Source organism: Microbacterium nanhaiense, assembly GCF_014646015.1.
Classification (GTDB): domain Bacteria; phylum Actinomycetota; class Actinomycetes; order Actinomycetales; family Microbacteriaceae; genus Microbacterium; species Microbacterium nanhaiense.
In genome coordinates, this window is sequence record NZ_BMMQ01000006.1 from 73,882 (window position 1) to 95,848 (window position 21,967).

18 protein-coding genes are annotated in these 21,967 nt (G+C 69.4%); 5 read left to right on the forward strand and 13 right to left on the reverse strand.

Annotated features, from left to right (window positions below):
* Positions 1-19: 19 nt before the first annotated feature.
* Complete coding sequence (gene pheA / locus IEX05_RS10445) at positions 20-949, reverse strand: prephenate dehydratase (RefSeq protein WP_188701612.1); 930 nt, start codon at positions 947-949, stop codon at positions 20-22.
* 52 nt (positions 950-1,001) lie between these two features.
* On the opposite strand from pheA, the gene pgm reads away from it, so the two are divergent.
* On the forward strand, positions 1,002-2,645 hold the full coding sequence (gene pgm / locus IEX05_RS10450) for a phosphoglucomutase (alpha-D-glucose-1,6-bisphosphate-dependent) (protein ID WP_188701613.1): 1,644 nt from the start codon (positions 1,002-1,004) through the stop codon (positions 2,643-2,645).
* A gap of 229 nt (positions 2,646-2,874) precedes the next feature.
* On the opposite strand, the gene IEX05_RS10455 is transcribed toward pgm, so the two are convergent.
* The 4 genes from IEX05_RS10455 to IEX05_RS10470 form a co-directional block, all read right to left on the reverse strand.
* The gene (locus tag IEX05_RS10455; protein WP_188701615.1) at positions 2,875-4,068 is read right to left on the reverse strand and encodes an AI-2E family transporter; all 1,194 of its coding nucleotides are present in this window, start codon (positions 4,066-4,068) and stop codon (positions 2,875-2,877) included.
* Between the two features lie 63 nt (positions 4,069-4,131).
* A complete protein-coding gene (locus IEX05_RS10460; protein WP_188701617.1) occupies positions 4,132-4,986 on the reverse strand; it encodes a sugar ABC transporter permease in 855 nt (284 codons plus the stop codon).
* Positions 4,986-6,593, reverse strand: a complete 1,608-nt coding sequence (locus IEX05_RS10465) for an ABC transporter permease subunit (protein ID WP_373286300.1) — start codon at positions 6,591-6,593, stop codon at positions 4,986-4,988. The genes IEX05_RS10460 and IEX05_RS10465 overlap by 1 nt, the downstream gene beginning before the upstream one ends.
* A 91-nt stretch (positions 6,594-6,684) precedes the next feature.
* Positions 6,685-7,938: a sugar ABC transporter substrate-binding protein gene (locus IEX05_RS10470; protein ID WP_188701619.1), complete on the reverse strand. Its 1,254-nt coding sequence runs from the start codon at positions 7,936-7,938 to the stop codon at positions 6,685-6,687.
* Positions 7,939-8,110: 172 nt separating this feature from the next.
* Between IEX05_RS10470 and IEX05_RS10475 the strand changes: the two genes are divergently transcribed.
* Together IEX05_RS10475 and IEX05_RS10480 are read left to right on the forward strand one after the other, a co-directional pair.
* Positions 8,111-9,718 (forward strand): glycoside hydrolase family 13 protein, encoded by a 1,608-nt coding sequence (locus tag IEX05_RS10475; RefSeq protein ID WP_229661254.1) that lies wholly within the window; start codon positions 8,111-8,113, stop codon positions 9,716-9,718.
* Between the two features lie 137 nt (positions 9,719-9,855).
* Entirely contained in the window at positions 9,856-10,848 is a 993-nt protein-coding gene (locus IEX05_RS10480) for a LacI family DNA-binding transcriptional regulator (protein ID WP_188701623.1), read from the forward strand.
* A 37-nt stretch (positions 10,849-10,885) separates the two neighbouring features.
* On the opposite strand, the gene IEX05_RS10485 is transcribed toward IEX05_RS10480, so the two are convergent.
* The 5 genes from IEX05_RS10485 to IEX05_RS10505 are packed head-to-tail and all read right to left on the reverse strand — an operon-like array spanning position 10,886 to position 15,831.
* Entirely contained in the window at positions 10,886-11,980 is a 1,095-nt protein-coding gene (locus IEX05_RS10485) for a Gfo/Idh/MocA family protein (protein ID WP_229661255.1), read from the reverse strand.
* Positions 11,977-12,744 (reverse strand): ThuA domain-containing protein, encoded by a 768-nt coding sequence (locus IEX05_RS10490; RefSeq protein WP_188701625.1) that lies wholly within the window; start codon positions 12,742-12,744, stop codon positions 11,977-11,979. The genes IEX05_RS10485 and IEX05_RS10490 overlap by 4 nt, the downstream gene beginning before the upstream one ends.
* Positions 12,745-12,768: 24 nt before the next feature.
* Positions 12,769-13,632: a carbohydrate ABC transporter permease gene (locus tag IEX05_RS10495; RefSeq protein WP_188701627.1), complete on the reverse strand. Its 864-nt coding sequence runs from the start codon at positions 13,630-13,632 to the stop codon at positions 12,769-12,771.
* Positions 13,633-13,642: 10 nt separating this feature from the next.
* Positions 13,643-14,554 carry a carbohydrate ABC transporter permease gene (locus tag IEX05_RS10500; protein ID WP_188701629.1) on the reverse strand — a complete coding sequence of 304 codons (912 nt, stop codon included), beginning with the start codon at positions 14,552-14,554 and terminating at the stop codon, positions 13,643-13,645.
* Positions 14,555-14,607: 53 nt separating this feature from the next.
* A complete protein-coding gene (locus IEX05_RS10505; RefSeq protein ID WP_188701631.1) occupies positions 14,608-15,831 on the reverse strand; it encodes a sugar ABC transporter substrate-binding protein in 1,224 nt (407 codons plus the stop codon).
* Positions 15,832-15,973: 142 nt separating this feature from the next.
* Between IEX05_RS10505 and IEX05_RS10510 the strand changes: the two genes are divergently transcribed.
* Complete coding sequence (locus IEX05_RS10510; protein ID WP_188701633.1) at positions 15,974-16,981, forward strand: LacI family DNA-binding transcriptional regulator; 1,008 nt, start codon at positions 15,974-15,976, stop codon at positions 16,979-16,981.
* 27 nt (positions 16,982-17,008) lie between these two features.
* Entirely contained in the window at positions 17,009-18,076 is a 1,068-nt protein-coding gene (locus IEX05_RS10515) for a LacI family DNA-binding transcriptional regulator (protein WP_229661256.1), read from the forward strand.
* A 35-nt stretch (positions 18,077-18,111) separates the two neighbouring features.
* Here IEX05_RS10515 and IEX05_RS10520 read toward each other — a convergent pair whose 3' ends face one another.
* From IEX05_RS10520 to IEX05_RS10530, 3 genes are all read right to left on the reverse strand, one after another.
* Positions 18,112-19,869, reverse strand: a complete 1,758-nt coding sequence (locus IEX05_RS10520; protein ID WP_188701635.1) for an alpha-L-arabinofuranosidase family protein — start codon at positions 19,867-19,869, stop codon at positions 18,112-18,114.
* 81 nt (positions 19,870-19,950) lie between these two features.
* Positions 19,951-20,379 carry a hypothetical protein gene (locus IEX05_RS10525; protein ID WP_188701637.1) on the reverse strand — a complete coding sequence of 143 codons (429 nt, stop codon included), beginning with the start codon at positions 20,377-20,379 and terminating at the stop codon, positions 19,951-19,953.
* Positions 20,376-21,908 carry an alpha-N-arabinofuranosidase gene (locus IEX05_RS10530; protein WP_188701639.1) on the reverse strand — a complete coding sequence of 511 codons (1,533 nt, stop codon included), beginning with the start codon at positions 21,906-21,908 and terminating at the stop codon, positions 20,376-20,378. The genes IEX05_RS10525 and IEX05_RS10530 overlap by 4 nt, the downstream gene beginning before the upstream one ends.
* Positions 21,909-21,967 lie beyond the last annotated feature (59 nt).

Consider the following 21,967-nt stretch of genomic DNA (forward strand, 5'->3'; position numbering starts at 1 on the left):
GCCCGCCGGGCCCGGCGGCTCAGGGGGTGCGCAGGCCGCGGAGCCACTCGCGTGCGGCCGCGAAAGACGCGTCGCTGTAGCGGGGCTCGGGGTGCACGCGCTCGCGGTCGGCGCGGGGATACGAGCCGAGGAACAGCACGTTCGGGCTGAATCGCTTGAGCCCCATGAGGGCATCGGCCATGCGCTCGTCCTCGATGTGGCCATCGGCGTCGATGATGAAGCGATAGCGACCGAGCCGATCGCCGATCGGCCGCGACTGGATCAGGCTGAGGTTGATGCCCCGCGTCGCGAACTGCTCGAGCATCTCGAGCAGCGCGCCGGGAACCTCCCGCGGCAGCTCGACGATGAGCGAGGTCTTGTCGGATCCGGTGGGTGCGGGCGGCGCGACGGCGCGCGTGACGAAGACGAAGCGCGTGACGGCGTCGGCGTTGTCGCCGATGCCCTCCGCGAGGACGTCGACGTCGTAGTGCTTCACGACGCCCGGCGCGGCGATCGCGGCCTGGGCGGGAAGGGATCCATCGAGCACGCCGATGGCGCTCGCGACGTTGCTTCCGGCGATCACGTGCGTGTGCCCGGGGATGTTCGCGCCCAGCCACTCGAGGCACTGCGCATAGGCGACGGGGTGCGCGGCGATATCGACGACCTGGTCGAGGCGCGTGCCCCGCGGCGCGACGAGAACGAAGCTGACGGGGACGAGGTATTCGCCGACGATGCGGAGCCCCTGGGACTTGGCGAGCGCGTCCTGCACGCTCGAGACGCCGCCGTCGACCGTGTTCTCGATCGCGAGGATCGCGCCGGTGCTCGTTCCGTCCGTGACGTCGGCGAGCGCCTGCGCCACGTTCGCGACGGGCTTCCACGTCTGCCCCTGCGCCTCGGGCACCTGGGCGAGCGCTACCTCCGTGAAGGTGCCGGCCGGCCCGAGATAGCTGTAGGTGCGCTCGTTCGTCATCTCTTCACTCTATTGCCCCGCCGACGGGCCTCACGCCTGGCAGAATTGACCCATGACAAGCCGAGCAGGACTTCCCGCCGAGCCGCAGGACCTCGTCGACATCGACGCCCTCATCGCGGCCTATTACGATCGTCGACCGGATCCCACGGTCGCCGCCGAGCGCGTCGCCTTCGGCACGAGCGGTCACCGCGGTTCGAGCCTTTCCACGAGCTTCAACGAGGATCACATCCTTGCGACGACCCAGGCGATCGTCGAGTACCGCGCGCAGCAGGGCATCACGGGTCCGCTGTTCCTCGGACGTGACACCCACGCCCTGTCGCTGCCCGCCGAGCACACGGCCATCGAGGTGCTCGTCGCGAACGGCGTCGACGTCCGGATCGACGCCCGCGACGCGTGGGTGCCGACCCCCGCGCTCAGCCACGCGATCCTCACCCACAACGCCGGCAAGGCGGCCGACGACCCGACGCGCGCCGACGGCATCATCGTCACGCCCAGCCACAACCCGCCGCGCGACGGCGGCTTCAAGTACAACCCGCCGCACGGCGGCCCCGCCGACACCGACGCGACCAGCTGGATCGCGGATCGCGCGAACGAGCTCATCGCGGCGGGCCTCGAGGGCGTGAAGCGCGTGCGCCACGCGGACGTCGACCAGAACGCGATCGGCGAGCACGATTTCCGGGACGCATACGTCGCCGACCTGGGCGACGTGATCGACATGGAGGCCATCAAGAACGCGGGCGTGCGCATCGGCGCCGACCCGCTCGGCGGCGCCTCCGTCGAGTACTGGCAGCTGATCGCCGAGACCTACGGCCTCGACCTGACCGTCGTGAACCCCGACGTCGACCCGACGTGGAAGTTCATGACGCTCGACTGGGACGAGAAGATCCGCATGGATCCGTCGTCGCCGTCGGCGATGGCGTCGCTGGTGGCGCGCCGGGCCGAGTTCGACGTGCTCACGGGCAACGACGCCGACGCCGACCGGCACGGCATCGTCACGCCCGATGCGGGGCTGATGAACCCCAACCACTTCCTCGCCGTCGCGATCGACTACCTGTTCTCGCACCGCCCGGGCTGGCGGGCCGATGCGGCCGTCGGCAAGACGCTCGTGTCGTCGATGATGATCGACCGCGTCGTCGCCACCCTCGGCCGAACACTCGTCGAGGTGCCGGTCGGCTTCAAGTGGTTCGTCCCGGGCCTCATCGACGGATCCGTCGCCTTCGGCGGCGAGGAGTCGGCGGGAGCGTCGTTCCTCCGCCGCGACGGCGGGGTGTGGACGACCGACAAGGACGGCATCATCCTGTGCCTGCTCGCGGCCGAGATCATTGCCGTCACGGGCAAGACGCCCTCGCAGCGGTATGCGGAACTCGAGGCCGAGTTCGGCGCGAGCAGCTACCAGCGCGTCGACGCGCCCGCCACCCCGGAGCAGAAGAAGGCGCTCGCCTCGCTCTCGCCGGAGGACGTGACGGCCGACACCCTCGCCGGGGATCCCATCACGGCGAAGCTGTCGCACGCGCCCGGCAACGGGGCCGCGATCGGCGGGCTCAAGGTCCAGACCGAGTTCGCCTGGTTCGCCGCCCGCCCGAGCGGCACGGAGGACGTCTACAAGCTCTACGCCGAGAGCCTGAAGGGCGAGGAGCACCTCGCCGAGGTTCAGGACGAGGCCCGCGCGATCGTCGCCGCCGTCCTGGGGGCCTGAGCCCCCTCCTCACGTCAAGTGGGACACGCGTGTCGGAGGCGTGTCCCACTTGACGCGCTTATGGCCCCGCCATACCCGCACCAAGTGGGACACGCACCAAAGCATGTCCCACTTACGGCGCTTATAGCCCCGCCATACCCGCACCAAGTGGGACACGCACCAAAGCATGTCCCACTTACGGCGCTTATAGCCCCGCTATACCCGCACCAAGTGGGACACGGGGCGGGGGTTAGGCGGTGTCGGGCTTCTTGCGGGCCCAGCGGGCCGGGAGGTTGGGGCCGTCCCACACCTGGATGATGCCCCACGCCACCGCGGTGAACGGCACGGCGAGGATCGCGCCGAGGATGTTCGCGAGCACGGTTCCGACCGTCAGGGCGACCAGGATCACGAGGCTGTGCAGCTTGAGCGCGCGGCCCATGAGCACGGGCTGCAGGAAGTTGCCCTCGAGCTGGTTCACGAGAATGACGATGCCGACGACGATGATCGCGGCGATAAGGCCGTTGTCGATGCGGCCGCCGTCCACGAGCGCGAGGAGCGCCGCCAGAACGCCTGCAAGCGTCGCACCGACGATCGGGATGAACGCCAGCAGGAACACGAGCAGCGTCAGCGGAAGCGCCAGCGGGATCCCAAGGACGAACAGGCCGATGCCGATGCCGATCGCGTCGACCGCGGCAACGGATGCCGTGCCGCGCACGTACGCACCGATCGTGTCGACGCTCTTCTTGCCGATCCGCTCCATGCGGTCGTGCCACTCGCCCTGGAACGGGCGCTGCAGGAACGACCAGATGAGCGGTCCGTCCTTCAGGAAGAAGAACAGCACGACGACCATAAGGACGAGTCCGGTCACGAAGCTCGCCACCGCGCCGACGCCCGCGACGGCACCGGATCCGACCGCCGAACCGAAGTTCGAGCTCGTGATGAAGTCCTGCGCCTGCGCCAGCCACTCGTTGAGCTGATTGTCGTCGATGTCCCAGGGCAGCGAGTTCACCCAGATCGGCACCTGCTCGATGATCTGGTTCACGCCCTCGACGGCGCTCGCGTACAGGTCATCCCACTGCGAGATCACGGCGTGCACCATCGCCCAGCCGACGCCGCCGATCACGACGACGATGCCGAGCAACACGATCACGGTGGCCAGGACCGACGGCATGCGCGCCCGCAGCCACTTCATGACCGGCTGGAATGCCGACGCGAAGACGATCGCGAGCATCACGGGGATGACCACGAGCGTCAGCTGGCGCAGCCCCCAGATCACGCCCACCGCGAGCACGACGACCGCGATGATCTGGATCGAACGGATCGCGAACAGGCCGAGCCCGTCGCGCCACGGTCCCGGATCCGCGGGCACGGCTTTCGCCTTCACGCGCACCGGCTGCGGTGCGGCCGGCGCGGCGGGCGGCACGATCTTTCGACGTCCGAACATGGATCATCCCCCTTTATGAGAAGAAGTGCTCCCTATCCTGCCGGATAGAACCCTCCGCGGGGGTTATTTGACGGCGCCGGCCGTGAGTCCGCCCACGATGTACTTCTGCAGGAACAGGAACAGCACGACAACGGGCAGCGCCGCGATGATGGCACCGGCGCTGAACGCGCTCCAGTCCGCGTAGCGCGGGTTCGACACGAGCTTCGTGAGACCGACGGCGAGGGTCTGCACGTCGGTGTCGATGAGGATCACCGAGGCGACGACGTACTCGTTGACGGAGGAGATGAAGCTCAACAGAGCGACGACCGCGAGGATCGGCGTGACGAGCGGCAGCACGATCGTGAAGAACACGCGCGCGTGGCCGGCGCCATCGATGCGGGCGGCCTCGTCGATCGACTGCGGGATCGTGTTGAAGAAGCCGTACATGAGGTACGTGTTCACGCCGAGCGCCCCGCCGAGGTACACGAGGATCAGACCGATCCGGCTGTTGAGCCCGATCGCCGGGAACCAGTCGCCGATCGCCGAGAGCAGGAGGAAGATCGCCACGACTGCGAGCAGCTGCGGGAACATCTGCACGATGACGATAGAGATCAGTCCGACGCGCCGCCCGGCGAAACGCATCCGCGAGAAGGCGTACGCCGCGAGCGCCCCGAGGAACACCGTGAGGATTGCCGTAATGCCCGAGATCAGCAGCGTGTTGCCGAACCACGCGAGGAAGGGCACCTGCGGGTTCGTGAGGATCCGCTCGAAGCTGTCGAGACCGATCTTCGAGAACAGGGCGTTGGATCCGGTGAGGGTGCCGTTCGGGTTGAGCGCGCTCGAGATGACGAACACGATCGGGAAGAGCGTGACGATGAGCACGAGCACGCCGACGATGTGCCGCCAGCCGGTGTCGCGGACCCACTTCTTGCTGTTCATCAGTTCAGCTCCTCGAGCGACTTGGTGCGACGGAAGGCGATGATCGAGATGATCGCCACGATCACGAAGATGATGATGGTGTACGCGCTCGCGAGGCCGTAGTCGCGGGTCTGACCCGTGAAGGCGATCTTGTAGACCATGGAGATGAGGATGTCGGTGTGCCCGACGGGGATCGGCGCCGTCGAGTCGCGCGGCCCACCGTTGGTGAGCATGTACACGACGTTGAAGTTGTTGAAGTTGAACGCGAACGACGAGATGAGAAGCGGCGCGATCGAGACGAGCAGGAGCGGCAGCTTGATTCGCCGGAAGGTCTGCCAGGCGTTCGCGCCGTCGACCGTCGCGGCCTCCTGCAGCTCATCGGGAATCGACTGCAGCGCGCCCGTGCACACGAGGAACATGTAGGGGAAGCCGAGCCAGATGTTGACGATCAGGACGGACGCCTTCGCGAGCCACGGATCCGTGAGCCAGGGGATCTCGGCGCCGCCGAGCAGCACCTGGTTGATGAAACCGAAGCTCTGGTTCATCATGCCCGCCCAGACGAGCGCGGACAGGAAGGAGGGGATCGCGTACGGCAGGATCAGCAGCGACCGGTACACCTTCTTGCCGCGCATCCGCTTGTGGTTGAACGTGATCGCGAGGAATAGGCCGATCGCGAAGGTCAGCGCGACGGTGAGGAACGCGAAGGCGAAGGTCCACACCGTGACGTAGATGAGGGGCTTCGCGAGGCGTTCGTCGGTGACGGCGCGCACGAAGTTGTCGACGCCGACGGCGACCTTCCAGCCGGGCAGGATCTCGGTGCCGTCGTCGGCGGTGAACGCGCCCGTGCCGATGTCGCGGTAGACGATGCCGGTCGCGGTATCGGTCAGGGTGTCGCCCGCGTACTCGAGCGTGGAGGTGTAGAGGTAGGCGCTCGACCCGTCCGGAGTGGAGATGCGACCGTCGGCGGGGTCGTCGCTGAACGGCACGCTGAGGTCGGTGACCTCGTTCTGGCGGGCGAGCACGTCGGCGAACTGGAGCGAGGTCCAGCCGTCCGCCGAGACCGCCTTGTCGACGTCGAAGCTCGCGTTCACGGCGGTGAGCGGATCCTCCTCCGTGCCCACGAGCGCGTCGCCCTCGGGGGTCGTCACGAGCAAGCCGAGCTCGCCGCCCGCCTCGACGACCGTCACGGGGTAGGCGGGCGAATCGGGCACGCGCTCGAGGGAGGAGCCGAGGAGCGCGGAGACCGCCTGCTCCTTGGATCCGTTGTGCCCGGTTCCGTAGTTGGTGAAGCCGATGTAGCCCGTGTAGAGCAGCACGAACACCTGGAACAGCGCGAGGAAGATCACACCCGGCGCAAGGTACTTCGCCGGCAGCATGCGCCGGGAGAAGTAGATCCAGTTCACCAGGATCGCCACGGCGGCGACGATCGCGAGCACGCCCCACTCGGCAAAGCTCGCGAGGACGATCACGGCGTACACCGCGATCGCGTCGACGATGCCGAGCAGGATCAGCTTGGCGATCAGGCCGCCCAGGCTTCCGCCCGCCTTTTCTGCGATGCCGCGGGCGCGTTCCTGCTGTCGCGCGCGTCGCGGATCCGTCGAGATCCGCTCGGTCTCGGTGCTGCTCACGGTGTTCCTCTCGTGAAGGTCGCCAGAGAATGCGGGCTGCGCGGGCGCAGCGACCGCATTCTCTGGCGACCCATCGGGTGGTCGGGCTCGATCAGCCGATCGCGGCTTCGATGTCGGCCGTCAGCTTCTGCCAGCGGGCGACCGGATCGGCGCCGTTGATGATCTCGGCCTCGGCGATGCCCCAGTACTCGAAGACGGCGCCCATCGCGGGCACGGCCGGCATCGGCACGGCGTTCTCACCGACCGCGGCGAAGCCGCCGATGATCGGATCCGCCGAGGCGGTCTCGGCGGCGGCCGAGAGGGCGGGCAGGATGTTTCCTGCCTCGAACAGGGCGAGCTGCGCCTCTTCCGTGCCCAGGTAGTTCACGAGGAAGTCGGTCGCGGCGACCTTGTTGTCCGACTCGGACGAGACGAAGAAGCCCTTGACGCCCGCGAAGGGAGCGGCGACCTCGTCGGTCGGGGTCGGCACGGGGTCGATCGCGACGTCGATGCCGGCGTCGATCGCGGCACCGACGTTCCACGGGCCGGTGAGCCAGAAGGCCGCGTCGCCGTCGAGGAACGCCTGCTTGGCGATGTCGCCGTCGATGTCGGTGTTGAGGGTGCCCGCGGCGCCCTGCTCACCGAGCCACGTGGCGAACTCCTCGCCGCCGGCGTTGCCGATCTGCAGGTCGCTCTCGTCGTAACCGCCGTCGCTCACGCCGAAGACCGGCGCACCGAAGGCGGTCTGGAACGGGTAGAGGTGGTAAGGGTTGCCCTCGACGCCCTGCTCGACGACGAAGGGTCGCTCGAGCCCGGCGTCCGTGCCGGCCTGGATCATCTCGTCGAAGCTCGCGGGCGCGTCGGGGACGAGCGCCGTGTTGCGCAGCACCGCGACGTTCTCGACGGCGTACGGAAGCATGTACACGGTGCCGTCGTAGGTTGCGGCGTTGATCGCGACGTCCATGTAGTCGGCGGCCGCGTCGCCGAGCTCGAGCGGTGCGACGACGCCGTTGGTCGTCAGCTCGCCGAGCCAGTCGTGGGCGCCCATCGTGATGTCGGGGCCCTCGCCGGTCGGCACCTGCTGGATGAAGTCGTCCTTGATGTCGCCCGTGTCCTTGCCGACGATCTCGACGGCGACGCCGGTCTTCTCCTCGTAGGCGTCGGCGGCGCCCTGGAGCGCGTCCACGCGCTCGGCGTCGACCCACACCGTGAGCGCGCTCGGGGAATCCGACTGCTGCTCTTCGGGGGCCGGCTTCGCGGATCCCTCGGCCGGGGTCTCGGTCGGCGAGCTCGAGCAGCCCGCGAGTCCGAGAGCCGCCACGAGGCTCAGTGCCGCAATGGCGCGGCTCGGCTTGATCACCGTCATCGGTGTGCCCTTTCGTTCTGCCGGCGGCATCGCCGGGTTTGCAAACGCTTCCATTGTGATTGCGGGAGATCCTCGCGGATGTTCCCACGGGTGGTGCGAATCAAGCATGCACGCTCGCTCCGCAAATTGCAAACGTTTCCACTTTTCGATGCGGAGCCGTATGCTGTCCCCCATGACCAACGAATGGTGGCGCTCCGCCGTGATCTATCAGATCTACCCGCGCTCGTTCGCCGATGCCTCGGGTGACGGCGTCGGCGACCTCGCCGGGATCACGAACCGACTGGACAGCCTCGCGCACCTCGGCGTCGACGTCGTGTGGCTCTCCCCCTTCATGACCAGCCCGCAGAAGGACGCGGGCTACGACGTCGCCGATTACCGCGACGTCGATCCCCTCTTCGGCACGCTCGACGACTTCGACGCGCTGCTGACGCGCGCCCACGAGCTGGGGCTCAGGGTCATCGCCGACCTCGTCCCGAACCACTCCTCCGACCAGCACCCCTGGTTCCAGGCCGCCCTCGCGGCGGGGCCGGGATCCGCCGAGCGCGCGCGGTACATGTTCCGGGAAGGGCGCGGAGCCGACGGCGAGCTGCCACCCAACAACTGGGAATCGGTCTTCGGCGGCCCCGCCTGGACCCGCGTCGAGGACGGCCAGTGGTACCTGCACCTCTTCGACTCGTCGCAGCCCGACTTCGACTGGTCGAACGAAGAGGTTCGCGAGGAGTTCCGCGGGATCCTGCGCTTCTGGCTCGATCGCGGCGTCGACGGCTTCCGCGTCGACGTCGCCCACGGCCTCGTCAAGGCCGACGGCCTGCCGGACTACACCCCGCCCGCTGATGCAGACTCCATGGGCGGCGCCGAGCCCGTGCCCTATTGGGGCCAGGAGGGCGTGCACGAGGTCTACCGCGACTGGCACAAGGTGCTCGACGAGTACGAGGGCGACCGCGTACTCTGCGGCGAGGCATGGATGCCGACCGTCGCCGAGATCGCGAAGTGGGTGCGGCCGGACGAGATGCATCAGTCGTTCAACTTCCCCTATCTGTCGAGCGGGTGGGACGCGGCCGAACTGCGCACCGTCATCGACGAATCGATCGCCGCGTTCGGATCCGTCGGAGCGCCCTCGACGTGGGTGCTGTCGAACCACGATGTGATCCGCCACGCCACCCGCCTCTCGCTCGACGAGGGCACGCCCCAGGGCCACGGCATCGGGCCGAAGACGCCGAACCTCCCCGAGGAGGGTGCGGGTCTCGCTCGCGCCCGCGCGGCGTCGACGCTCATGCTCGCGTTGCCCGGATCCGCCTACGTCTACCAGGGCGAAGAGCTCGGCCTGCCCGAGGCGATCGACATCCCCGACGACGCGCGCCAGGACCCGACGTGGTACCGGACCAACGGCGAGCGGTACGGCCGCGACGGCTGCCGCGTGCCCCTGCCCTGGACGGCGGCCGGCGCCTCGCACGGCTTCAGCGACACCGGAAAGTCGTGGCTGCCCCAGCCCGCGTCCTGGGCGACGTACGCCCGCGATGCGCAGGAGGGCGTCGAGGGCTCGACGCTCGAGCTCTACCGCTCGCTGCTCGCGCTGCGCAAGGAGCACGGCCTCGGCACCGGGTCGCTCGAGTGGTTGCCCTCGGGCGACGGCGTGCTGGCGTTCCGGAACGGATCCGTCACGGTCGTCGCGAACGTTTCGGGCGAGCCGGTCGCGCTCCCCGAGGGCACGGTCCTCGCCGCCTCCGGCGCGCTCGCGGACGGCATGCTGCCCGCGGACACGACGGCCTGGATCGGCTGATCCCCGCGCCGACCGTACACAACGACGCAAATTCTGCGGGTGCCTTCTGCCCGAGGCCCGGAATTCCGCCACTTCGGGCAGAGCCCAGGCCAAAATCTGCGTCGTTGTGTACGGGCGCGGAGTGAGAGAATGACACCGTGAACATCGCCGAGGTCGCCCGCGCCGCCGGGGTGTCGAACGCGACGGTCTCGCGCGCGCTCTCGGGTCGCGGATCCGTGTCGCCCGCCACGCGCGAACGCGTGCTCGCGGCCGCGAACGAGCTGGGCTACGTCGTCTCGCAGGCGGCCTCGACCCTGTCGAGCGGCCGCACGCGCAACGTGGGCGTGGTGCTGCCGTTCCTCGACAAGTGGTTCTTCACGCAGGTGCTGGCCGGCGCGCAGCGGCGGCTCGTCGACTCGGGCTACGACGTCACCCTCTACAACCTCGAGGGCGACGGATCCGAGCGCCGCACCGTGTTCGACGACTTCCTCCTGCGGCAGCGCGTCGACGCCGTCATCGCCGTCTCGCTTGAGCTCGACGAGAACGAGGTGTCCCGCCTGCACGCGCTCGGCAAGCCGCTCGTCGGCGTCGGCGGGCCGATCCCGGGCGTGCAGACCCTGCAGATCGATGACGCCGTGGCGGCGCACCTCGCCACGCAGCACCTCATCTCGCTCGGGCACACCTCGCTCGCCCACATCGGCGGCGACGAGGCGAGCGACGCCGACTTCCACATGCCGATCAAGCGGCGCAGAGGCTTCGCGGCCGCGATCGAGGAGGCGGGGCTCCGGCCGGCGGGCTTCGTCGGGGCCGACTTCACCCTCGAGGGCGGCTACCGTGCAGCGAAGCAGATCCTCGGATCCCCGGAGCGCCCCACCGCGATCTTCGCCGCGAGCGACGAGATGGCCTTCGGTGCGATCCTCGCGGCCCGGGACCTCGGCCTGCTCGTGCCGCACGATGTGTCGATCATCGGCATCGACGGGCACCCGCAGGCGGAGTTCTTCGGCCTGTCGACCATCGCGCAGTACCCGCGGCGGCAGGGGGCGCGCGCGGCCGAGATCCTGCTGGCGGGGCTCGCCGGATCCGCGCCGCCGCCGTCCGAGGTGCCGTTCGAGCTGATCACGCGCACCTCGACCGCGCGGCCCCGGCCGTAGGGAAACCCCGGGCCGGGGCCGCGCCGCCCGGCGCGGCTTAGAGCTGCTCCAGGATCGCGCGGATCTCCGGATCCTGCTCCGCGGCGGTCGCCTCGGCGCGCCCCTCCGCGAGGACCGCCGGGATCGACACGCGCGCGCCGGTCTCGGCCGAGCGCGTGGCCGCGAACACCATCGCGAGGCTGTGCAGGTTCTCGGCGGCCGTGTTCTCCGGATCCTCGCCGCTGCGCAGGCTCGCGACGAACTCGCGCAGGGATCCGGCGATCTCCTCGGGCACGCCCGTGGGAATCTCGAGCGCCTCGGGATCCGCACCGGTGCGGGTCAGGCGCACCTCGCCCTCGCCGTCCCAGCTCACCGTGCCGTGCTCGCCGTCGACGACCCAGGCGCCGTTCCAGGAGGTCTCCTCGCCGCGGGCGATCCAGCTGCCCGTGAACACGTATCGCGTGCCGCCCTCGAACTCGAAGATCGCGTGCGCGTCGGCGGCGCCCGCGTACCAGCTCCAGCTCGGGTTGGCCTCCTCGCAGTAGACCGCGAGCGGCGCCGTTCCGATCAGCGAGCGCGCGGCGTCGAACTGGTGGATCGCCATGTCGACGAGGAGCACGTGGTCCATCTCCTCGCGGAAGCCGCCGAAGTGCGGCCCCTTCGCGAAGCGCGTCGACACGCGCGAGACCGGGCCGATGTCGGCCAGCCGCGCGCGCGCCGCGTCGAGCGCGGCGTAGTACCGCCGCGACTGGCTGATCATGAGCAGCTGCCCGTGGCAGCGGGCCACGGCGGCCTGGCGATAGGCCTCGCCGAGGGTCGGGGCGGCGGGCTTCTCGCACAGCACGGGAAGCCCCGCGGCGAGCGCCTCCACGTTCACCGGCAGGTGGGCAACCGGGACGGTGACGTTCACGACGGCGTCGGCGCCGGCCTCGGCGGCGACCTCCGACACGCTCGTCCCGAGCGCGATCTCCCCCGGGATCCCCTCCTCGTCGAGCGCGCGGCGCGCGGTATCGAGCTCGAGGTCGACGAGACCGACGAGTTCGACCTCGGGATCCGCCGCGATGGTGCGCAGCCAGGCGCGCCCCATTCCGCCCGCGCCGACCTGTACGACGCGCACGGGTCGCCCGCCGTCGAGGGTGGCGAAGCCGCTCAATTGTCCATCGCCCCCGTGTAGCCGTGGCCGTTGTAGAAGTCCTCCGGCTCGTAGCGCAGCAGCACCGGGTCGGTGCGCTCGGGCCGCAGGGTCATCGCCCACTCGACGCCGTTCGAGATGACCTTGCGCACCTCCGCCTGGTGGTAGACGGGGTAGTCCTGGTCACCGGGGCTGAAGTAGAAGATCTTGCCGAAGCCGCGGCGATAGGTCATGCCGCTGCGGAACACCTCGCCGCCCGTGAAGGTCGAGAGGAAGACGAGCTCGTCGGGCGCGGGCACGTCGAAGAACTCGCCGTACATCTCCTGCGCGGGGATGATGAAGGGGTGCGGGATCCCCTGGGCGATCGGGTGGGTGGGGTCGACCGTCCAGACGATCTCGCGGTCGTTCTTCGAGCGCCAGCGCAGCGTGCAGCTCGTGCCCATCAGCTTGCCGAAGATCTTCGACCAGTGGCCCGAGTGCAGGACGATGAGGCCCATGCCCGCGAGCACGTGGCGGTGCACGCGCGCGACGACGTCGTCATCGACGTCTCCGTGGGCGGCGTGCCCCCACCAGACGAGCACGTCGGTCTGACGCAACACCTCCTCCGTCAGCCCGTGCTCCGGGTCCTGCATCGTGACGGTCGTGACCGATGCGCGGGAACCGAGGTTCTCCTCGATGCCCTCCTTGATGGTGGTGTGCATGCCATCCGGGTAGATGTCGCGCACCTCCTGCTGCTCCTGCTCGTGGATGTTCTCGCCCCAGACGACGACACGGATGGGATTCATGTGCAGCTCCTTTGCTTTCGAGGGTTACTTGACGGATCCGCCCATGGCGCCGGCCGCGATGTACTTCTGCGCGATGAGCAGCAGAATGATCGCGGGCAGCGACGAGAGGACGGCCGTGGCCATGACGGCGCTCCAGTTCGACACCTGGGTGCCGAGGTACTGGTAGATGCCGAGGGTGACGGGGCGGATGTCGCTCGTGGTGGTGAGCGTCAGCGCGAAGAGGAAGTCGCTCCAGGCGAAGAGGAACGCGAAGAGCCCCGCCGTGATGAGCGCGTTCTTCGACACGGGCAGCGCGATCGACCAGAAGGCCCGCACGTGGCCGGCGCCGTCGACGCGCGCCGCCTCGAGGATCGACGGGTGGATGTTCATCATGAAGGCGCGCATCACGATGATCGCGAACGGGATCGACTGCGACGCATCGGCGATGATGAGGCCGACGTGCGTGTTGAGCAGGCCGAGGTCGTTGTACGCCGCGTAGAGCGCGTTGGCGATGACGATGCCGGGGATCATCTGACCGATGAGGATGATCAGCAACGCGATCGAGATCCAGCGGTACCGGAACTGCGCGAGCGCGTAGGCCGCCGGTGCCGCGATCGCGAGGCACACGATGACGGCGCCGACCGAGACGATGAGGCTCGTGACGAGGTTGGCGCCCTGATCGGCAATCGCCTTCTCGTATCCCGCCCAGCTCGGGTTGGTCGGGAAGAGCCCCGCCGTCAGGGTATTGCCCGACGGCTGCAGCGAGGCGTTGATCATCCAGTAGACGGGGAAGAGCATGATCACGAGGATCACGACGCCGATGATCGCGTAGACGACCTGCTTCGGCTTCAGCGCGCGGGCCCGCGTCGCGGCGCCCGGCTGGACGGTGAGGAGTTCTGTGGTGGTCATGTCCGTCCCCTTAGTCGTCCGCGGCCTTGCGGGTGCCGCGGAGGTAGATGATCGCGAACACGAGCGAGATCAGGATGAGGATGTTACTGAAGGCCGCGCCGACGCCGAACTCGAAGTCGACGAAGGACGTCTGGTAGGAGCGGATCGCGATCGTCTGCGTCGCGTTCGCCGGGCCGCCGCCGGTGAGGCCGAGGATCACGTCGAGCACCTTCAGGGTGTAGACGACGCCGAGCACGAGAGTCACGCTGATGACGGCCCTGAGGTTCGGCAGGGTGATGTGCCAGAAGGCCTTCCACCCAGTGGCCCCGTCGAGCGCGGCCGCCTCGTAGAGCTCCTCGGGGATGTCCTGCAGGCCGCCGTAGAGCAGCGTCACGTTGAACGGGATGCCGACCCAGATGTTGACGATGATGACGGCGATCAGCGCGACGTCGGGGCTCGTGAGCCAGGGCACCGCGTCGAGGCCGATGGCGCCGAGGAAGCGGTTAAGGATGCCGCTGTCCTGGTCGAGGATCGAACGCCAGGTCGCGCTCGCCACGATCAGCGGCAGCAGCCATGGCAGGAGAAGCAGCGCCCGCATGACGCTCGAGAGCGGAAACTTCTTCTGGAAGAACAGCGCGAGCGCGAGGCCGACGACGAACTGTCCGATCAGGGATCCGGCCGTGAACAGCGCCGTGTTGATCAGCGACGGCCCGAAGAGGTTGCTCGTGATGGCGGTGACGTAGTTGTCGAGACCGACCCACGGGGCCTCGCCCGTGAAGAAGGTCTTGGTCGTGTACTCCTGAAAGCTCATCGTCAGGTTCTTGACGATGGGGTATCCGAAGAACAGCAGCACGTAGATGGCTGCCGGCACGACGAACATGAACTTCACGACGTCGTCGCGGCGGATCCGCCGGCGCGCGCGAATGGTTGTTGCTGAGGTCATGGTGCTCCCTTGCACAGCGGCCCGGCCTCACGGCCGGGCCGCGTGTGGCGGCGTCAACCCTGTGCGGCCTTCGCGAAGGCCTCGTCGGCGGGCGTTCCGGTGATGCCGAGCTGGATCGCGTTGTAGATCACGGTCGCGGCGGCGGGCCAGTCGGCGCCGAGCTTGCCGGTGCGGGCGCGTGCCGTCTTGATCTGCTCACCGAAGGCCGCCATGTCGGGCACCTTCTCGATGTACTCGTCGATGATGTCGGTCCGGGTCGGCACGAGGAATCGCGACTCGGCGAGCGACATCGACGTCTCCTCGTTCGACATGCACTCGACGAACTCGGCGGCCTTGGTCATCTTCGCCTCGTCGCCCGTCTGCGGCACGGTCCACACCTCGCCGCCGAGCGGCGCGACCGGGTCCTCGCCCGGGGTGTTGACGGGCACCTCGACCGATGCCCACTCGAAGTCGGCTTCCTGCAGCGAGGGGATCTGCCACGGACCGTTGACCATCATGGCGGCCTTGCCCGCCATGAACTGATCCTTCACATCGCCCTGCGTCCAGTTCACGGCGCCCTGCGAGACGGATCCGTCGCCGATCAGGTCGACCCACAGCTGCAGCGCCTCGGCGTTCTCGGGGCTGTCGAGCTCGGTCTCGTCGCCGCCGTTCGACCACATGAAGGGCAAGAACTGCCAGGTGCCCTCGTAGTTAGCGATCGCCGAGAAGGCGAGGCCGTAACGGTCGCCCTCAGTCAGCGCCACGGCGGATTCCTTCAATTCGTCCCAGGTCGTGGGCGGTTCGATGCCCTTCTCCTCCAGGAGATCGGCGTTGTAGAACAGACCGAGCGTGTTCACGGCGGGGCCGATTCCGTACACCTCGCCCTCGTACGTCGCCGCGTCGAGAATCGCCTGCGTGAACGGCGAGGTGTCGACGTCGAACTGGCTGAGCGGGGCGAGCCCACCGGTTGCCGCGATCTCCTGGACGTCGGGGTTGTCGAGCATGAGCACGTCGGGCATCGTCTTGGACTGCGCGCGCTGCAGCACGGTCTGGATGAGGTCGGCACCGGGAACGGTCTCGCGTTCGAGCGTGACGCCGACCGCCTCGGCGCACGCGTCGAGCGCGTCCTGCACGAGGCTCTTGTCGGGCTCGTTGTTGTAGTAGTCGAGCACCGTGAGTGTTCCGGCGTCGCCGCCGCCCTCACCGCCGCCACCGCCGTTTCCGCCCGAGCAGCCGCTCAGCGTGACGGCGCCCACGGACACGGCCGCGGCGAGGATGAGGATCCGATTCTTCTGCATGATGCACTCCTTTGTCTTCATGCGGGATGGGTTCCATGCGCCGTAGTTAAGCGCTTAAACTCGTACACACAATGACACATAATGGGAGAGCATGTCAACGACCTCGATGAGAACGTGACGTGGAATATGGGAAGGCGATCACATGGCGACGATGCGGGATGTGGCGGAGCGCGCGGGGGTCTCGATCGCGACGGTGTCCTTCGTCGTCAACGGCACCAAACGGGTGACGGACGCAACGCGGGCGCGCGTCGAGGACGCCATGCGGGAGCTCGGCTTCCGGCGCAATCCCGTCGGGGCGGCGCTCGCCAACGGTCGCACCCGGATCATCGCGCTGCTGTTCCCGACGCTGGAGCGCACCCTCTCCCACACGGCCGTCGCGTTCTTCACGAGCGCCGCACGCCGCGCGCGTGAACGCGGCTACGACCTGATCCTGTGGCCCATCGGCAGCGACATCGAGCACATCGACGTGCTCGCGCGCGGCGGCCTCGTCGATGGCGTGATCCTCATGGAGGTCAAGCTCGACGACCCGCGCGTCGCCGCCCTCGCCGTGAACCACGTGCCCTTCGCGATGATCGGGCGCACGGCGGACCCGTCCGGCGTGCCGTACGTCGACATCGACATGGCGACCTCGGCGCGCGAGGCGTACGAGCGGCTCGCGGCGCTCGGCCACCGCGACATCGCCTATGTCTACAGCGAGGGCGTGCAATACGACCACGGCGCCGACGCGCGCTCCCGGCAGGCGTACCGCGAGGCGGCCGCCGCGCACGGCCGGCCCGCCACGCTGATCCCGTGCGCCGAGCACCCGACGGCGGGGCGCGAGCTCGGCGAGCGCTTCGCCGCCGAGCACCCCGATGCGACCGCCGTGATCCTGCTCAACGAGCACGCCGCTCCGGGCCTCCTGGCCGGGCTCGCGCAGGCCGGGGTGCGGGTGCCGCAGGACCTCAGCGTGCTCTCGCTCGGCTCGAGCGCCTACATGGCGTCGATGACGGATCCGCCGCTGAGCTACCTGCGCACCCCCGGTCCCGAGCTCGGCGAACTCGGCTTCGATGCCGTGCTGCAACGCCTCACGGCCCCGGACGAGGCGCCCATGCAGGCGCTGCTGCCCTGCGAGTACGTGCCGGGAGACACGATGGCCGCGCCCCGGGGCTAGCATCCCGCGCCGCGCAGAATCGCGCGGATGTGGCGGAGAATTGAGGAGGTGCGCCGAGGGGGCGCGGAGGAAGGGAACAACGTGAAGCGCGTGGGGATCCGCGATGTCGCGGCAGCGGCGGGGGTGTCGATCAGCACGGTGTCGAACGCGCTCAATCGCCCCGAGATGGTCAGCGACGAGCTCGTGGCGCGCGTGCGGCAGGTCGCCGACGAACTCGGTTACGTTCCGCTGCGCGCCGCCCAGCAACTGCGCCAGGGGCGCAGCGGGCTGATTGGGATGACCGTCATCAACATCGCCAACCCCTTCTTCGCCGACCTCGTCGCGGGCGCCGAATCGGCGGTCGCGCGCAGCGGCCGGCGCGTGCTCGTCGGCAACACCAACGATGAGCTCGTGAAGGAGCGCGACCACCTCGAGCTCTTCGAGTCGGTGCACGTCGACGGCATGCTGATCAGCCCCTTCGGCGGACCCGACACATGGATCCAGCGCCTGCGCGACAGCAAGATCCCCTCGGTCTTCGTCGACGCGGTCGATGAGGCGGGCGAGTTCTCGTCGGTGTCCTTCGACGACGTCGCGGGCGGCCGCCTCGCGGCCGAGCACCTGCTCGCGCTCGGCCGCACCCGGCTCGCCTTCGTCGGCGCGCGCGACGAGGTGCGGCAGGTTCGCGACCGGCTGCGCGGCGCGGAGGTGGCCGTCGAGGCGCACCCGGGGGCGAGCCTCGAGCGCATCTGGACGGACCGGGTCAACTCCGAGGTCGGCCGCGCCTTCGGCTACCAGCTCGCCGATCGCGCGCCGCACAACCGCCCCACGGGGCTCGTCGTGCCGAACGACCACCTCGCGATCGGCATCGTCTCCGCGCTCGTCTCCCGGGGCGTGCGCGTGCCGGAGGAGATCGCGATCGTCGGCTACGACGACATCGAATTCGCGGCGATCGCCTCGGTGCCGCTCACCTCGGTGCGCCAGCCGGCCCGCGAGATGGGGCACCGCGCGGCCGAGCTGCTCCTCGCGCGCATCGCGGGAGAGACGAGCGAGGTCGAGCGCATCGTCTACGAGCCCACCCTCTCGGTGCGCGAGTCGACGATCGGTCGCGCGGCCTGAGCCGGGCGCGTGCGGGGCCCCCGCACGCGCCCGGGTCACCGGGTCGTCGCCACGGTGAACGACCACGGCTCGAGGCTCAGCTCGATGCCATCGGCCGTCACCTCGACGGGTGCGGGCACGGGCCCGGGGAAGGCCTCGTCCGGCCCGCCGGCGTCGGGTTCACCGCTGAGCGCGATCGCCTCGGCCGGACTCACCGCCACGGGCAGCGCGAGGCGCACGCGGCGCGGCTCGCCCGTCGCGTTGACGAGGCGCGCCACGATCTCGCTCCCCTCCGCGCGCGAGCTGACGCCGACCACGACGCGCTGTTCCGGCCGCAGATCGCGCTCGTAGTCGTGGTGCAGCACCCCGTCGACCCACACGCGCACGCGCGGGCTCGCGGTCTCGAGGCGCACCCGCACGGGCTGCCCCGTGCGGAAACCCGTCCAGAACGCCGGATCCGACTCATCGTCGGTTACCCCGTCCGAATGCAGGAGCACCGACGTCGACGTGCCCTGCCAGCCGCCCAGGTGCAGCGTGAGCGCGCGGCCGGGGTCGGGCTCGCCGACATGCACCTCGATGCCCCGCTCCCCCGCCGTGCGGGTGACGGTGAACTCGACGGCCGCGGCGCGCGGATCCACATCCGCGACGCGGAGGCTCGCGCCCGCGGCGAGCGCGCCGACTGCGGCGGCGGATCCGTCGATCACGACGTCGGAGAACTCGAAGTCCCCGCCGCTCGCAATGAAGGTGACGGCGCCGGAGGAGGCCTCGGTGACCTCGCACGTCGGCAGCTCCGCGTCCACGGAGAGCACCCGCTCCCCGCGCGTCGCGGAGAACATCCGCTGCACGTGGTACGAGGCGCTGAGCGCCAGCGAATCCTCGTCGAAGTAGATCATGTCGGGCGTCCACGCGGCGTGCCCCGTGCGCGCGAGGAGCGGCGCGTAGGACGCCAAGCGCACGACATCGCTGTGCCGCTCCATGCCGATCATCAGCGCGGCCTCGGCGAGCGCCGAACGCAACCGCGAGGTGCGCGCCGCGTACTCGCCGACGTACACGCCCGGCCCCGCCGGGTCGTAGGAGGCGTAGCGGTCGACGTTCTGGTGGAACCACTGCGGCGAACGGTAGAAGTGCTCGTCGACGACATCGGTGCCGCGGGCGCGGGCGAACTCCCACCCGCGCTCGAAGTCGCGCCCGGCGGCGAAGGGGCCGACGGTGCCGATCACCGTGAGATCGGGGTAGGCCTCGCGCAGCGCGTCCTCGATCCGCGCGTAGCGGTCGCGGAACTGCGGCGTGATCTCGTCCTCGTTGCCCAGGCCGAGGTACCTCATGTCGAACGACGCGGGGTGCCCGAGCTCGGCGCGCACGGCGCCCCAGCGCGTGTCCGCGGATCCGTTCGCGAACTCCACGAGATCGAGCACGTCCTGCGTGTACCGCGGCATGTCCTCCTCGGCGACCGCGCGCTGGCCGCCCAGCGCGTTCTGGCAGCACACACCCGCCGCGACCACGGGCAGGGGCGTCGCGCCGAGCTGTTCGCACAGCAGGAAGTACTCGTAGTAGCCGATCGCCATGCTCTGGTGGTAACCCCAGAGGTTCGGCATCGGCCGCCGCGTTTCCTGCGGCCCGATCGTGCTCTTCCAGTCGTACAGCGAGTCGACGCCGCGCCCGTGCACGAGGCAGCCGCCGGGGAATCGCACGAACGAGGGCCTGAGCTCGGCGAGCGCCCGCAGCAGGTCGGCGCGGAAGATCTGCGGGGCGCCGTCGGCGCCGAGCGGTCTGAGGCTCACGAGGTCGAGGTCGACGACGCATCCGTCCGGCACCTCGATGTCGAAGGCGCCGCGGCCGTCCGCGAGCCCCTCGAGATCCGCATCGAGGGGCGCCCACTCCGCCCCTGGCGCGAGCTACGCCGCCGAGCTGAGCGGACCGGATCCGCCGCGCACCACCGCGCGCAGCTCGCCGGATCCGGAGACCGCGCGCGCGAACAGGCGCAGCCGCTGCCGGGATCCCGCCTGCGCCGGGACTCCCGCCCAGCCCTCGTTGGAGAGCGTCGCGGGGCCCGTCACCCGCACGTACGTCGCGTTGTTCGGGTGCACCGGATCCTCCTCGCGCGCCCAGGCGACGCGCTCGACCGAGTCCGATACGACCTGCCAGGCGGTCAGCGGCCCCCAGCCGGGGCGGTCCGCCCCGGAGTACTGGAAGTCGCCGTTCTGCAACAGCTCGGCGTTGAGGCCGCCGTCGAGGGCATCGTTGAGGTCCTCGAGGAAGATGCCCCAGAGATCGGGGGCGACGCGCACACCGGTCGGCTCGCCGACACGGATGTCGATCGTCACGCAGCGACCTCGACCGAGACCGTGACGTAGGAGTGGGCCGGCAGCTCGACCTCGAGACCACGGGCGTGCGCGCGCACGCCGTCGTGCGCGACGGGCGCGACACGGTCGGGGTTCTCGGGGGTGTTGTGCGCGGCGGTGTCGTCGGCGGTGAGGATCCGCGCCGACACCGAGCCGAGCTCGGCGCCGCGGAGGTCGAGCACGACCGTGCGGTCGGCCGTGGCCTCGAGGTTCGACAGCGAGATCAGCGCGCGGCCGTCCTTGATCGACGCGGACGCCGAGACCATCGGCAGCTCGCGCCCGTCGACCGCGCGCGTCTCGGATCCGACGACGTGCGCCTCGAGGGAGTCGGCGTCGTGGTGACCGGTGTTCATCTCGAACACGTGATAGGTCGGGGTCTTCACCAGCGCCCCCGAATCGGGGTCGGTCAGCAGCATGGCCTGCAGGACGTTGACGGTCTGCGCGATGTTCGCCATGACGAGGCGGTCGGCGTGCCGGTGGAACGCGTCGAAGTGCACGCTCGCGACGAGCGCGTCGCGCAGGGAGTTCTGCTGGTAGAGGAACCCGGGGTTGGTGCCCGGCTCGACGTTCCACCAGGTGCCCCACTCGTCGAGCACGAGACCGACCCGCTTGTCGGGGTCGTAGCCGTCCATGACGGTGCTGTGCCGTGTGAGCAGCTCCTCGATGCGGAACGCGCGCGAGAGTGCGACGTACCACTCGTCCTCCGTGAACTCCGTCGCGGATCCCTTGTCCTCCCACGGACCGGTCATCGTGTAGTAGTGCAGGGAGAGCGCCTGATAGGGCGAGGAGTCCTCGCCCGGGCAGCCGCCGAGGCAGCCGAGGCCGCGCATGAGCGCCGCCGTCCACTTGTAGTCGTCGACGTTCGCGCCCGCCGCGATGCGGTAGACCTTGTTGTCGCCGTGGTTGCGCACGTACGTCGAGTACTGGCGCGCGAGGTCGGTGTACGCCTCGGCGCGCATGTTGCCACCGCAGCCCCAGGCCTCGTTGCCGATGCCGAAGAACGGCACCTTCCACGGCTCGTCGCGGCCGTTCTGCCGGCGCAGCGCCGCCATCGGCGAGTCGTCGGCGCGCGTGAGGTATTCGATCCATTCGCTCATCTCGCGAACCGTGCCGGATCCGACGTTGCCGTTGACGTAGGCGTCGGCGCCGAGCATCTCGCACAGCTGCATGAATTCGTGCGTGCCGAAGGAGTTGTCCTCGACGACGTCGCCCCAGTGCGAGTTGACCATGCGCGGCCGCTCATCGCGCGGGCCGATGCCGTCCTTCCAGTGGTAGTCGTCGGCGAAGCACCCGCCCGGCCAGCGCAGGTTCGGGATCTTCAGCGCGCGCAGCGCCTCGACGACGTTGAGGCGGATCCCGCCCTCGTTGGGGATCTCGGAGTCCTCGCCCACATAGAATCCGCCGTAGATGCAGCGGCCGAGGTGCTCGGCAAAGTGGCCATAGAGGTGGCGGCTGATGCGCGCGCCGGGGAGGTCGAGATTGACGACGACGCGGGTGGTTTCGTGAGACATGCTTCCTCGCAGGTATCGAAATTTTTGTAACGTTACATAGACTGGGGCCATTCGCTCTC